At 71.2% G+C, this 13,891-nt stretch carries 10 protein-coding genes; 4 read left to right on the top strand and 6 right to left on the bottom strand.

The features are described 5' to 3' along the window. Positions 1–72 precede the first annotated feature (72 nt). From ACFVT5_RS05915 to ACFVT5_RS05900, 4 genes are all read left to right on the top strand, one after another. On the top strand, positions 73–1,035 hold the full coding sequence (locus tag ACFVT5_RS05915; RefSeq protein ID WP_389881813.1) for an ABC transporter permease: 963 nt from the start codon (positions 73–75) through the stop codon (positions 1,033–1,035). A gap of 8 nt (positions 1,036–1,043) precedes the next feature. Next, positions 1,044–3,035 carry a dipeptide/oligopeptide/nickel ABC transporter permease/ATP-binding protein gene (locus tag ACFVT5_RS05910; protein ID WP_389882108.1) on the top strand — a complete coding sequence of 664 codons (1,992 nt, stop codon included), beginning with the start codon at positions 1,044–1,046 and terminating at the stop codon, positions 3,033–3,035. 65 nt (positions 3,036–3,100) lie between these two features. Next, positions 3,101–4,114, top strand: a complete 1,014-nt coding sequence (locus ACFVT5_RS05905) for an oligopeptide/dipeptide ABC transporter ATP-binding protein (RefSeq protein WP_389882107.1) — start codon at positions 3,101–3,103, stop codon at positions 4,112–4,114. Positions 4,115–4,202: 88 nt separating this feature from the next. Beyond that, positions 4,203–5,138: a dihydrodipicolinate synthase family protein gene (locus ACFVT5_RS05900; RefSeq protein ID WP_389881812.1), complete on the top strand. Its 936-nt coding sequence runs from the start codon at positions 4,203–4,205 to the stop codon at positions 5,136–5,138. Between the two features lie 11 nt (positions 5,139–5,149). On the opposite strand, the gene ACFVT5_RS05895 is transcribed toward ACFVT5_RS05900, so the two are convergent. The 6 genes from ACFVT5_RS05895 to leuA all read right to left on the bottom strand — a co-directional run bounded on the left by ACFVT5_RS05895 (position 5,150) and on the right by leuA (position 13,761). Beyond that, on the bottom strand, positions 5,150–6,307 hold the full coding sequence (locus ACFVT5_RS05895) for an exo-alpha-sialidase (RefSeq protein WP_389882105.1): 1,158 nt from the start codon (positions 6,305–6,307) through the stop codon (positions 5,150–5,152). A gap of 230 nt (positions 6,308–6,537) precedes the next feature. Next, positions 6,538–7,209 (bottom strand): response regulator, encoded by a 672-nt coding sequence (locus ACFVT5_RS05890; RefSeq protein WP_389881810.1) that lies wholly within the window; start codon positions 7,207–7,209, stop codon positions 6,538–6,540. Then, a complete protein-coding gene (locus ACFVT5_RS05885; protein ID WP_389881808.1) occupies positions 7,206–8,396 on the bottom strand; it encodes a sensor histidine kinase in 1,191 nt (396 codons plus the stop codon). Before ACFVT5_RS05885 ends, ACFVT5_RS05890 begins: the two co-directional genes overlap by 4 nt. Positions 8,397–8,410: 14 nt before the next feature. Then, positions 8,411–10,531 (bottom strand): MMPL family transporter, encoded by a 2,121-nt coding sequence (locus ACFVT5_RS05880; protein WP_389881806.1) that lies wholly within the window; start codon positions 10,529–10,531, stop codon positions 8,411–8,413. A gap of 230 nt (positions 10,532–10,761) precedes the next feature. Next, positions 10,762–11,406: a TerB family tellurite resistance protein gene (locus ACFVT5_RS05875; RefSeq protein ID WP_389882103.1), complete on the bottom strand. Its 645-nt coding sequence runs from the start codon at positions 11,404–11,406 to the stop codon at positions 10,762–10,764. Positions 11,407–11,970: 564 nt separating this feature from the next. Further along, positions 11,971–13,761 (bottom strand): 2-isopropylmalate synthase, encoded by a 1,791-nt coding sequence (leuA, locus tag ACFVT5_RS05870; RefSeq protein WP_389881804.1) that lies wholly within the window; start codon positions 13,759–13,761, stop codon positions 11,971–11,973. Positions 13,762–13,891: the final 130 nt, after the last annotated feature.

Genomic DNA, 13,891 nt, shown 5'->3' with positions numbered 1-13,891 from the left:
CCACTGCCGGAACTACTGCCGGAATCGCTGCCGGAACCAGCACCGGAGCCGGCTCCAGAGCCAGGGACATACATGGGATCGATTCTCCGTATCCTGATCCGCCGCATCGCGCTGCTCGTGCCGCTGATGCTCGGGATCGTGCTGTTCGTCTTCCTCGTGATGCGGTTCTCGGACAGCGATCCGGCGTCCGCGTTCTTCCAGGGCGCCAATCCGACCCCCGAGCAACTGCACCAGTTCCGCGAGGAGAACGGGCTGCTCGATCCGCTGCCCGTCCGGTACGCCCACTTCGTCGGGGACCTGGTCCAAGGTGACCTGGGCATCAGCGTGCTGACCCGGGCGCCCGTGACGGAGCAGGTCACGACCGCGCTGCCGCTCACGCTGCAACTCACCTTCCTCGGCCTGGGTATCGCCGTGGTGCTCGCGCTGGTTCTCGGGGTCACCGCCGCGATCTATCGGGACCGGCTGCCCGACCAGCTCATCCGGGTGGTGTCGCTCACCGGGGTCGCGGCGCCCGGGTTCTGGCTGGCGCTGCTGATGATCCAGTACCTGGCCGTGGACCGGGGCTGGTTCCCGACCGGCGGGTACATCAACCCCGGGGACTCGCTGAGCGGCTGGCTCAAGACGATGACGCTGCCCGCGTTCGCGCTGTCGCTGCCGGTCGCCGCGCAGCTCACCCGGATCGTACGGACCGCCGTCGTGGAGGAGTTGGACAAGGACTACGTCCGCACCGCGATCGGCAGCGGTCTGCCACCGGTCGTCGTGGTCGGGCGCAACGTCCTGCGCAACGCCCTCGTCAACCCGCTGACCGTGCTCGGGCTGCGCGTCGGCTATCTGCTCGGCGGAGCCGTCGTGATCGAGACGATCTTCTCGCTGCCCGGCATGGGCAAGCTGATGATCGAGGCCGTGAAGAACGGTGACCCGGCGGTCGTGCAGGGCGTCGTCCTCACCACGGCCGTCGGGTTCGTCGTCGTCAACCTCGTCATCGACATCCTGTATCTGCTGGTCAATCCACGTCTGAGGGGGGCCGCCGGATGAGCCGCCTGATGCTGTCCCGTAAGCAGCTCACCGATCGGCTGGCCCGGCCCGGGGTGCGGCTGCGCGGTCTGCGCCGGCTGCCGGTGCCCACCCGCGTCGCCGTCGTGTTCCTCGCGATCGTCGTCCTGATGGCGGTGTTCGCGCCGCTGCTCGCACCGCACGACCCCTTCGACCAGGCCACGTTGGTCGACGGTTCCGGGCGTCCGTCCGCCGAACACTGGATGGGCCAGGACAGTCTCGGCCGCGACATCCTGAGCCGGCTGATGTACGGGGCGCGGTGGTCGCTCGCGATCGGGCTCGGCGCGACCGGGCTCGCGCTCGTCGTGGGCGCGGTGCTGGGCGCGATCGCCGCGACCTCGCGCAAGGCCGTGGACGAGACCCTGATGCGCTGCCTCGACGTGGTGATGGCGTTCCCCGGGATCGCGCTCGCCGCCGTCCTCGTGGCCGTGTTCGGCGGCGGGATCACCGTTCTGATCTGCGCCATCGCGTTCCTGTTCACCCCACCGGTGGCCCGCGTCGTACGGGCCAATGTGATGGACCAGTACGGCGAGGACTACGTCACCGCCGAACGCGTCATCGGCGCCCGTACCCCGCACATCGTCATCAAGCACGTCGCCGTCAACTGTGCCGCTCCCGTGCTGGTGTTCTGCACGGTCCAGGTCGCCGAGGCGATCGTGTTCGAGGCGTCGCTGTCGTTCATCGGCGCCGGTGTGCGGCCCCCCGACCCGTCGTGGGGCAGTGTCATCGCGGACGGCAAGAACATGGTCCTGACCGGGGGTTGGTGGGCGACCGTCTTCCCCGGGCTGCTGATGCTGATCACCGTCCTGGCACTGAACATCCTCTCCGAGGGGGTCTCCGACGCCTGGGCCGCGCCCGCCGCCCGTGACGTACCGACCGACAAGGCCCGTACGCAGGACCGTTTGGAGGCCGCCGCGCCGGGTGCCGGGACCGTCGACGAGCTGCCGGGGCTGAACCGGGCGGCGGCCCGATTGCGGGAGCGGGCCCGTCCGCTGCCGCAGGGGCCGCCGGTGCTCGCCGTCGAGGATCTCGCGATCGGGTTCGACGGGCGGCACGGCGGCGTCGACATCGTGGACGGCATCAGCTTCGACGTACGGCCCGGTGAAGTCCTGGGCCTGGTCGGCGAGTCGGGCTGCGGCAAGTCACTGACCGCGCTGACCGTGATGGGTCTGGAGCCCAAGGGCGCGCGGGTCCGGGGCACGGTCACCTTCGACGGGCAACAGCTCGTCGGGCTGCCGATGCGGGCCCGGCGCCGGCTCCTGGGCCATGACATGGCGATGATCTACCAGGACGCCCTGTCCTCGCTGAACCCGGCGATGACCATCCGCGCCCAGCTCAAGCAGGTGGTACGGCGCGGGGGCCGGCGCAGTCCGGAGGAACTGCTCGGTCTGGTCGGGCTCGATTCCGAACGGACCCTGCGGAGCTATCCGCACGAGCTGTCCGGCGGGCAGCGGCAGCGCGTCCTCATCGCGATGGCGCTGTCCCGCTCCCCGAAGCTGATCGTCGCCGACGAACCGACGACCGCGCTCGACGTGACCGTACAGGCCCAGATCATCGAGCTGTTGCTGCGGCTGCGTGAGGAGTTGGGGTTCGCGCTGATCCTCGTCTCGCACGATCTCGCGCTCGTCGCCGATGTCACCGACCGGGTGGTCGTGATGTACGGCGGGCAGATCGTGGAGACCGGGGTCACCGCGGACCTGGTCGAGGCGCCCGCGCACCACTACACGCGCGGGCTGCTCGGTTCCGTGCTGTCCCTGGAGTCGGCGGCCGAGCGGATGACGCAGATCCGGGGTGTCGTCCCGTCGCCCGCCGACTTCCCCGCGGGGTGCCGGTTCGCGGACCGGTGCCCGATGGCGAGTGAGGTGTGCCGGAGTACGGCGCCCGCGCTCGACGGGGACGGCCGGCGGCACTCCGCCGCCTGCCACCATCCGGCGGTCGCCGTCCGGGTGCCCGCCCCGAGGGGAAGCGAGGCCGTGACGTGAACAGCCTTTCAGAGAACGGGAGTTCACCGGCATCCTCCGTCAAGGCGCCGTCGTCCGCCGAGCCGCTGGTCTCCCTCGCCGACGCGCACGTCGTCCACAAGGCGCGGTCCGGCGGTCTGTTCGGGCGGGACCGGGTGTACGCGCTGACCGGCGCCGACCTCGACATCAGGGCCGGGGAGACGGTGGGCGTCGTCGGTGAGTCGGGCTGCGGCAAGTCGACGCTCGCCAAGGTCCTGGTCGGGGTGCAGCAGCCGACGGCGGGCACCGTGTCCTTCCGGGGCCGCGACCTGTGGACGATGCGGCCCGCCGAGCGGCGCACCGCGATCGGCGCCGGTACCGGCATGATCTTCCAGGACCCGTCGACCGCGCTGAACCGGCGGCTCAGCATCCGGCAGATCCTGCGGGACCCCCTCGATGTGCACCGGCGCGGTACGCCCGCCGAACGTGAGGAGCGGGTACGGGAGTTGATGGGTCTGGTCGGGCTGCCGAAGGTGCTCGCGGACGGGCTGCCCGGACAGCTCTCCGGCGGGCAGCGGCAGCGGGTCGCCATCGCGCGGGCGCTCGCCCTCGACCCCGATCTGGTGATCGCGGACGAGCCGACGAGCGCGCTCGACGTATCGGTGCGCGCCCAGATCCTCAATCTGCTGCTCGACCTCAAGGAACGGCTCGGCCTCGCACTGGTGTTCGTCTCGCACGACATCCAGACCGTGCGGCGGATGAGTGACCGGGTCATCACGATGTACCTGGGGCGGATCGTGGAGGAGTCACCGGCCGGCGAGATCACCGACCGGGCGCGGCACCCGTACACCCGGGCGCTGTTCTCGGCGACACCCGGACTGCTCGATCCGATCGATCCGATCCCGCTGGTGGGTCCGGTGCCGTCGGCGACGCGTCCGCCGAGCGGGTGTCCGTTCCGTACGCGGTGCTGGAAGGCCGACGAGCGCTGCGCGGCCGAGATGCCGGAGTTCGTGTCGACGGGGGTGGACCGGCGGTTCCGGTGCCATCATCCGGTGGCGGACGACCAGACGAATCGGGACCTTGTGCGAACAGTTCGTGACCGGGTTCAGGGTGCGACGTGATGGTGCGGAGGCCCAAGATTCTTCCCACCCACCCGCCCCTGTCTCTGGCTGTCGCCTCCTGCCCACCGCCCACCCTTACGGAGAGTTCATGACCTTGCCTGCCCCGCTGCACGGTGTCGTTCCTCCTGTCTGTACTCCTCTGACACCGGACGGCGAGGTGGACACCGGTTCGCTGGTGCGGCTTGTCGACCATCTGCTCGCGGGTGGGGTCGACGGGCTGTTCGTGCTGGGGTCGTCGTCCGAGGTGGCGTATCTGCCCGACCGGCATCGCAGAACCGTCGTGGACACCGTCCTGGGACATGTCGGCGGGCAGGTGCCGGTGCTCGCCGGGGTCATCGACACGGCGACGCCCCGCGTCCTCGACCATGTCGCGGCGGTCGTCGGTGCGGGCGCGGACGGCGTCGTCGCCACCGCGCCCTTCTACACCCGCACCCATCCGGCGGAGATCGCCCGGCACTTCGGGCTGATCGCGGAGCGGGCGGGGGTGCCGGTGTTCGCGTACGACCTGCCGGTGTCGGTGCACTCCAAGCTGGGCGCGGATCTGGTCCTGGAGCTGGCCGGTGCGGGGGTGCTGGCGGGGCTGAAGGACTCCAGCGGTGACGAGGGCGGTTTCCGCAAGGTGATCCTGGGGGTCCGCGCGCGGACCGCCCTCGGTTCCTTCAGCGTCCTCACCGGTTCCGAGCAGACCGTCGACTCGGCGCTCGCGATGGGCGCCCACGGTGTCGTACCGGGCCTGGGGAACGTCGATCCGCACGGGTACGCGCGACTGTACGCGGCCTGCGCCGCCGGTGACGGGGAGCGGGCGCGGGGTGAACAGGAGCGGCTGTGCGCCCTGTTCGGGATGGTTGGGGTGGGAGATCCGGCGCGGATGGGCGGCAACTCGTCGGCGCTCGGTGCCTTCAAGGCGGCGCTGTATCTGCGGGGTGTCATCGACTGCCCGGCCACCGCCTTTCCGCAGATCCCGCTCTCCCCCGATGAAGTGGAGCGGGTCGGCAAGTACTTGGCGGCGGCCGGGCTGTTGTAGGCCCCCCTGGGTTACGGGCGGGTCAGGTCGGTGAGCGGGATACGGCGGAACTCGATGGACTCGTACGTACCGGTGACGCCCGTCTCGTACAGGATGCCCACGGTCTTGCGGTCGGGCTGGACGAGGTCGGAGTAGGCGGCGGGCTGCTGGGACAGGGTCGTCGCCTTGGCGAAGGTCGTCCCGGAGTCGGTGCTGCTCCAGATCGCCATGGCCCGGCGGGCGGTGGGGACGGAGGGGCCGGAGAACAGCAACGGGGCCCGGCGGCCTTCGAGTTGGAGGACGCTGCCCTGGACCACGGGGACCTCGTCGAGGGTGTGCTGCACCTGGTAGGGGCGGTCGAGGGTGCGGGCGCCGTCGCTGGAGTAGGAGTCGAGCCGGTTGCCCGGACTGCTGCCGTTCTGGTCACGGGAGCTGAAGTAGAGGCGACCGTCGGGGAGTTGGGCGGCGGTGGACTCGTTGGCGTTGGTCACGCCCTCGTAGGCGGCCTCGATGAAGCCGAGGCGCCAGGTGGCGCCGCCGTTGTCGCTGTAGAGGGCGTGCGCGCCGTAGTACTTGGCCTCCTGACCGGTGTCGGAGGAGCCGGCGGGTGGCGCCGTGGAGTGGTTGGCGGGGACCACGAGGCGTCCCTTGTGCGGGCCGTGGGTGAGCGCGACGGCGTGCCCGGGTCCGGTCGCGTACCAGCGCCAGTCGGGGAGTTTGGCCGTCGCGGTGATCTCCCGCGCGGCGGAGAAACTGCGGCCGTCGTCGCGGCTGGTCTGCACGAACACGCGGCGGGCCTGTTCGGGTGTGACCTGACCGCGCATGATCTGCGCCTCGGTCACGGCACCGCTGTTGTACGTGGTGAGCAGCACGATCCGGCCGGTGCGCGGGTCGACCACGGGCGCCGGGTTGCCCTGGGTGTCCTGGCCCGCGTCGACCACGACGCCGAGCGGGCCCCAGGTGCAGCCGCCGTCCGTGGAGCGTCTGCGGACGACGTCGATGTTGCCGGTGTCGCCCGCCCCGCCGACCCGGCCCTCGGCGAACGCCACCAAGGTCCCGGCTCCGGTCCTGACGACGGCGGGGATGCGGTAACTGGCGTACCCGCCCTGCCCGGAGGTGAACGGCACCGATGACGTGCACCGGGAGCCGGAGGCGGCGGGCGGACCCCCGGTCGGGGCGGAGGACGCCATACCCCCCAGCGCGAACAGGGCGAGCCCGGAGGCGACCAGCGAAACGAAGACAGGACGCGTGCGGATCACGATGCTCCTCTCGAAGCAGCAGACATGGGTCGTCGGACGTGGGATGTCCGGTTCAGTGAAGGTAGTGCGCCTGAGGGGGCAGGGCAATACCTGTGCGCGGAGCGGCAGATGGGAAACCCGCTCCTCGGGAGACTCGGGAGGTCGGACGGCGCCTCGGAAGATCAGACGGTGCCCGGGGTCACCAACCCTGACTCATAGGCGACGATGACCAGTTGGGCCCGGTCCCGGGCCACCAGTTTACCCATGATGCGGCTCACGTGGGTCTTGGCCGTCAGGGGGCTCAGGCCCAGGGTCGCCGCTATCTCCGTGTTGGTGAGACCCCGGGCGACCAGGGTCAGGACCTGGCGTTCGCGGTCCGACAGGCCGTCGGGACCCGCTCCCGGCAGCAGCGGTCGCGGGTCCGGGGCGCGCAGGGCGCGGGCGATCAGGCGGGCCGTCGGGCCCGGTGACAGCAGCGCGTCGCCCGCTGCCACCAGCCGGATGGCGTCCAGGAGTTCGGCGGGGCGCGTGTCCTTCACCAGGAACCCGGACGCGCCCGCCCGCAACGCCTCCACGATGTGCTCGTCGGTGTCGTAGGTGGTCAGAACCAGGACCCGTACACCCGCCAGATCCTCGTCGGCCGCGATCAGCCGGGTCGCCTCGATACCGTCGAGGTCGGGCATCCGGACATCCATCACGATCAGGTCGGCGCGTGCCGAACGGGCCAGTTCCACCGCCTCCCGGCCCGTGCCCGCCTGCCCGACCACCTCCATGTCGCACGCCGAGTCCACCAGCATCGCGAACGCGGCCCGTACCAGCGTCTGGTCGTCGGCGAGCAGCACCCGGATCGTCATAGCGCCCCACCTCCCTGCTCCGTGCCGTGTGCCGTCAGCGGCAGTTCCGCCGTCACCCTGAACCCCCCGTCAGGGCCTGGCCCCGCCTCCAGCGAACCCCCCACGCTACGGGCCCGCTCACGCATACCGGTGAGCCCGAACCCAGGTGCGTCGCCCGAGAGTTGGGGCCCAGGGCCCGGTCCGTCGTCCGTCACGCTGACCCGCAGGGCATGCCCCTCGGACCGTATCCCGATGCCGACACCGACACCGGGGCCCGCGTGCCGTACCGCGTTGGTGAGGGCTTCCTGCACGATCCGGTAGGCGGTGGCGCCGACCGCCGGCGGGGTGCCGTGCGCCCGTACGGACAGGGTGACCTCCGCGCCCGCCGTACGGGCCGCCTCCACCAGATCCGGCAGTCCGTCGAGCCCCGGCAGCGGGCCGCGCGGCTCCTCCAGGCCGTCCGCGCGCAGGACTTGGAGGGTGGTCCTCAGTTCCCCGCGCGCCGTACGGCAGGTCTCGGCGATGTCGTCCAACGCCCCCGCGACGGCCTCCCGGTCAAGGCGTCCCGGCGACGCGGACAGGACGTGCGCGGCCACCGATGTCTGCACCCCGATCAGCGTGATGGTGTGCGCGAGCAGATCGTGCAGGTCCCGGGCGATCCGCAGCCGCTCCTCGGCGACGCGCCGCCGCGCCTCCTCCTCCCGGGTCCGCTCGGCCCGTTCGGCCCGCTCGACGACGGACGCGACATGCTGCCGGTGCACCCGTACATACGCGCCGAGCACGAGGACCGAGACGACCCAGCCGGAGATCCGCAGCAGGTCGACCGCCCGATGCGTGTCCACCATCAGCATCACGCTCGTGGAGACCCCGACGACGAGGATGCCCGTCAGCAGGGTGCGGCGCGGGCGGCCGGTGACGGCGACGGTGTAGAGGGCGACGTACGAGGCCGGGGTCGGGGCCATGTGGTTGTTGTCGAGCGCGTGGTACGGGACGACACAGGCGACCGTGATCAACAGGGCCGTCACGGGGGCGCGGTGGCGCCACAGGAGCGGGGTGTGGGCCGCCAGGAGGAGGGTCCAGCCGAGCGCGTCCGGACGACGGGCCTCCTCGCCGAGCACGGCGAACGCCGTGCCGACGAGGGTGACCAGGGCGACCAGGGTGCCGTTGTGGTGGACCGGGTCGTACCAGCGGGCGGATCGCCTGGCCACGACGGGAGCGGGAGTCACCCCCTCATCCTGCTGTACGGCCGTTCACGCACGGTGGGCGCGGTCGTCGCGGGCCGCTTCGACAAGGGCCCCGGCCACCACACCTTGCGGCCCAGCGCCACACTCGCGCTGGTCACCAGATACGTGCGGACCAGGAACGTGTCCAGGAGTACGCCGATCGCGATGACGAAGCCCAGTTCGACGAGTTGGACCAGGGGCATGTTGGTAAGGACGGCGAAGGTCGCGGCGAGGACGAGTCCCGCCGAGGCGATGACGCCGCCCGTGGTGCGCAGGGCGGTGAGCGCGGCGGCGGCGGGTTCGGCGCCCGCGAGGGACTCCTCGCGCATCCGGTGCATCAGGAAGATCCCGTAGTCCACGCCGAGCGCCACCAGGAACACGAACGACAGCAGCCCGAGCCCCGGATCCGTACCGCCGAAGCCGAACACCGGCCCGAAGACGAGGCCCGCGATGCCGAGGGACGCGCCCCAGACCGCGACGACCGCCGTGATCAGCAGGAGCGGCGCGACCAGGCTGCGCAGCAGGGCGATCAGGATGAGCAGGACGGCGACCAGGACGAGCGGCACGACGACGTTCCGGTCCCGCGCGTTGGTGTGTTCCAGGTCGATCTCCTGGGCGCTCGGACCGCCCACGTAGGAGTCGGGGAGCGCGGACCGGATGGCCTTGATGGTGGCGGTCTCGGCGGCCGACTGGGGCGGAGCCTTGGCGATGACGGAGATCTCCGTCCAGCCGGCGCCGCTGCGGCCCCGCTCGGCGGCCTCGACACCCCGGGTGCCCTCGATCGTGCCGAGCGTGTCGGCCGCGCGGCCGGTCGGGGTGAGGACGGTGACGGGCTGGGTGCCGCGTTCGGGGTAGGCGTCGGCGAGGGTACGCATCGCGGTGACGGACTCGGGACGCTTGGTGAAGGAGTCCTCCTGCTTCAGGTCGCCGGGCAGGTTGAAGGCGCCGAGCGCGAGCGCCCCGAGCAGGACGGCGCCGCCCGCGAGTACGGTCAGCGGCCGGCGCCCGGCGGAGTCGCCCATCGCGGCGAACAGCGACCTGCGGGCCTTGGGCGTACTGCCGAACGCGGGGACCAGCGGCCAGAACACACGGCGCCCGAGCAGCACCAGGACGGCGGGCAGCAGCGTCATCATCGCGACCAGCGCGCACAGCACACCGACCGTGCCGAGCGGCCCCATCCCCCGGCTGCTGTTGAGGTCGGCGGCGAGCAGGCAGAGCAGTCCGGCGGCGACGGTCCCGGACGAGGCGAGCACGGCGGGCCCGCAGCCGCGCAGGGCGGCCCGCATCGCCTCGTACGGCCGTTCCACGCGCCGGAGTTCCTCGCGGTAGCGGGAGACGAGGAGCAGCGCGTAGTCGGTGCCCGCGCCGAAGACGAGGATGGTCATCACGCCTTGGCCCTGGCCGGTGACCGGGGTGTCGAAGACCTGGTTGAGGCCGTACGCGACAGACATCGCGAGGAAGTCGGCGACTCCGGCGACGACCAGTGGGACCAGCCACAGGAACGGGCTTCGGTAGATCAGGATCAGCAGCAGCGCGACGACGGCGACGGTGGTGTAGAGCAGGGGTCCGTCCAGGGAGTTGTAGACCTTGCCCGCGTCGGTGGCCAGCGCGCCGGGCCCGCCGACCTCGACGCTCAGCCCTCCGGTGTCGTGGGCGATGTCACGGACGGCCTCGACGAAGGTGTCCCGCTTGGTCTCGTCCTGTCCGGGCGCGGTGCTGGCGACCGGGTACATGAGCGTGGTGCCGTCGCCGGAGGGGACGCCTTCCGGGGTGCCGGTCAGCTGCTGCGTGCCGGAGATCTCGGCGAGTTGGCGGTCCGCGGTGGCGCGGTCGGCGGCCGTGAGACCGCCGTCGCGGTGGTAGACGAGGACGAGTTCGGTGCTCTCGCCGCCGGGCAACCGGTCCTGGATCTTCGCGGCCTGCGTGGAGTCCGCGCTCGCCGGGAGATAGTCGATGGCGCGATTGTGCTGGACATCGCTGAGCTGTGTGGCGAAGGGACCCGCGATCGCCAGGACGGCGATCCACAGGGCCAGCATCACCCAGGGCACGGCTCTGCGCCGCGCATGCGTACTTCCGGTACTTCCGGTGTTTCCCGTACTTCCGGTACTTCCGGGGCCCATCGAGGGCCTCCCCTCCCGAACGGATACGTCTGGTGGGCCGGTCGGAACCGGCCGCTCTCCAGACTTCCGTCGCCCGGGGGTCTCTTCTTCGGGCGTGAGGGCGAGTTGGGCATTACTGCCGGGGGTGACGGAGGGCCGGAACTACTCCCCGGGGAGTACCCCGGACGCGGTACGGAATCGGCTCCCTGGGCACCACGGGCGCCGCCGCCCGTCAGAACGGGGTGCGCCCGTCAGAACGGGGTGCGTGCCGTCGCGAGAAGCCGCGCCGTGTCGTCCGCGCACAGTTGCAGCGCCGCCCCGACCGTCGTGAGCGCGTCCCGCTCGGCGGGGCTGTAGGGCCCGTCGGCGAGGGCGATCCGCGCGCCCTGGAGCAGGATCGCCTCGCGGCCCGCCGGGGCCAGATGCGGGGCCAACGGCTCAAGGGCCTCGTGGAGTTCGATCGCGAGGGTCGCGCCGCACGGCCCGGTCTCGGTGACGAACCGCCCGGTGTCCGCGACCAGCGCCTCGATCAGACCGATGAGCTGGTCCTCCGTGCAGTTGTCGAGTCCGGCCGCCCGTACCGTCGCCACCGCGGTCTCCCTGACCGGGCGGGATGACGTACCACCGGCCACCAGAACGGCGAGCGCGACCGTGTGCACGGCGTCCCTGAGCATCGCCGAGAAGCGGGCGGTCGTCGGGTGGTCGAGGGCCTCGGTGCCGAAGTGGCTCTGACAGGCCGCGCATTCGAGGACCGGACCCACGTCACCTCGGGACAGCAGCGGAACACCGAGAAGGGTGAACCTACGACGTCCCGTACGCCGGAGATAGTTGCGGTCACCGCCGCACGAGGAGCAGAAGAACTCACCGTCGCTCACCGTGTGCCACGCGGTGTGCATGCCGCAGACCAGCGGCTTTCGGCCGAATAGTCCTCGGTCTGCCCGCACCTGGCACCTCCGTGACGCACCCCGGCAACACTGCCGCGTTGACGTGATGTTAACCACAGCGACGATGCGCCGTCAGCACCTCGGACAGCAGTACGCCGGGACATGGCCAAATCATGGCCCTGCCACGCAACCGCCGGCGCGCCGGGCCCGCGCCCGCGTGTGCCCGGCGTACACCCGGCGCGTGCCCCGCATGCGCCCCCGGTGCCCCTTTTGTCCGCCGAGTCGCCCTCCGAGCCGAAGGACCGCGCATCGCCCCGCACCGGCTGAGGATGGTCCGGGGTGGTCCGGGGCGAGCCAGGATTCGGCCGGTACCGGTCGATCGCCCACGAGCGGGGCGCCCCGCAACTGCTCGGCTACGGCAGGGAGTCGGCACCCCCGGCTCCGACGGAGCCCCGGCCGGCCCGCACCGCTCCCCTCCGCAAACCACCTTCCCGCCACGACGGCGGCGCGCCCCGGCCGCGAAGGACCGGCGGAATCCGCAGCCGGTCCGGGCCGGGGCGCCTCCGTGGCAGCGGGTCAGTTACCGGTCGTGTGAGCGGTGCGCCCGGCTCGGTTGACGGCGGAGACGACCGCCTTCAGGGACGCCCTCGTCGTGTTGGCGTCGATGCCGATGCCCCAGAGGACCTTGCCCTCGATCGCGCACTCGATGAAGGACGCGGCCTGTGCGGACGCGCCTTCGCTCATCGTGTGTTCCGTGTAGTCCAGCAGCCGTACGTCGACTCCCACGGAGTGCAGCGCGTCGAAGAAGGCGGAGATCGGGCCGTTCCCGGAACCGGTGAGCACGGTGTCCGTGCCGTCGACCGTCGCCTCGACGGTGAGTGTGTCGACGCCGTCCTTGTCGGTGGTGGTCTGCCCGGCCCGTACCTGGATCCGGCCCCACGGGTTGCCGGGGTTGGGCAGGTACTCGTCCTGGAAGACGCCCCAGATGTCCTTCGGGGTGACCTCGCCGCCCTCGGCGTCCGTCTTGGCCTGGATCAGCTTCGAGAACTCGATCTGCATCCGGCGCGGCAGGTCCAGCTTGTGGTCGTTCTTCAGGACGTACGCGATACCGCCCTTGCCGGACTGCGAGTTGACGCGGATCACGGCCTCGTAGGAGCGGCCGACGTCCTTGGGGTCGATGGGCAGGTACGGCACGGCCCACTCGATGTCGTCCACGGTCTTGCCGGCGGCCTCGGCGCGGGTCTCCATCGACTCGAAGCCCTTCTTGATGGCGTCCTGGTGGGAGCCGGAGAAGGCGGTGTAGACCAGGTCGCCCGCGTAGGGGTGGCGCGGGTGGACCTCCATCTGGTTGCAGTACTCGGCGGTGCGCCGGATCTCGTCGATGTCGGAGAAGTCGATCTGCGGGTCGACGCCCTGTGAGAACAGGTTCATGCCGAGGGTGACCAGGTCGACGTTCCCGGTCCGCTCGCCCTGCCCGAACAGACAGCCCTCGATGCGGTCGGCCCCGGCCATCAGGGCGAGTTCGGCGGCGGCGACGGCGGTGCCCCGGTCGTTGTGGGGGTGGACGGACAGGCAGACGAACTCGCGGCGCGACAGGTTGCGGGACATCCACTCGAAGCGGTCCGCGTGCGTGGACGGCGTCGAACGCTCCACGGTGGCGGGCAGGTTGAGGATGATCTCGCGCCCCGCCTCGGGCTGCCAGACGTCCATGACGCCTTCGCAGACGTCCAGGGCGAAGTCCAGCTCGGTGTCCGTGAAGATCTCGGGGCTGTACTGGTACCCGAAGGTGGTGCGGGCGTCGAGCAGCTTCTCGGCGTACTCCATCACCAGCCGCGTACCGTCCACGGCGATCTGCTTGACCTGCTCGCGGGAGCCGCGGAAGACGACCTCGCGCCAGACGGGGGCGGTCGCGTTGTACAGGTGGACCGTGGCGCGGTGGGCGCCCTTCAGCGAGGCGACGGTCCGCTCGATGAGTTCTTCGCGGGCCTGGGTCAGGACGGAGATCGTCACGTCCTCGGGGATCGCGCCGTCCTCGATGATGGACCGTACGAAGTCGAAGTCGGTCGCGCCCGATGACGGGAAGCCGACCTCGATCTCCTTGTAGCCCATGCGGACCAGCAGGTCGAACATCTCGCGCTTGCGGGCCGGGGACATCGGGTCGATCAGTGCCTGGTTGCCGTCGCGCAGGTCGGTCGACAGCCAGCGGGGCGCCTGGGTGACGCGCTGGTTCGGCCAGGTGCGGTCGGAGATGTCGACCTGCTCGTACCGGCCGTACTTGTGGATCGGCATCGCCGTGGGCCGCTGGAAGTGTGCGGCGGTGGTGACGGGCGTGGATCGGCCGATGGAGGAATCGGCGGGGTTCGACATGATGCGTGGGCTCCTCTGGGGTCCGCGGGGGACGGCCGACGGTCTAAGCGCAACACCGCACTCCGCGGGGAGGGGGTCGGCCTACGACTACAGGCCCTCGCCGCGGCAGCTAAGGAGAAGCAGCCCGAAA

This window comes from Streptomyces sp. NPDC058001, from assembly GCF_042886315.1.
In the GTDB taxonomy this organism is placed as follows: domain Bacteria; phylum Actinomycetota; class Actinomycetes; order Streptomycetales; family Streptomycetaceae; genus Streptomyces.
Note: the sequence above shows the minus strand (reverse complement) of the source record. Positions and strands in the feature narration are given on the sequence as shown.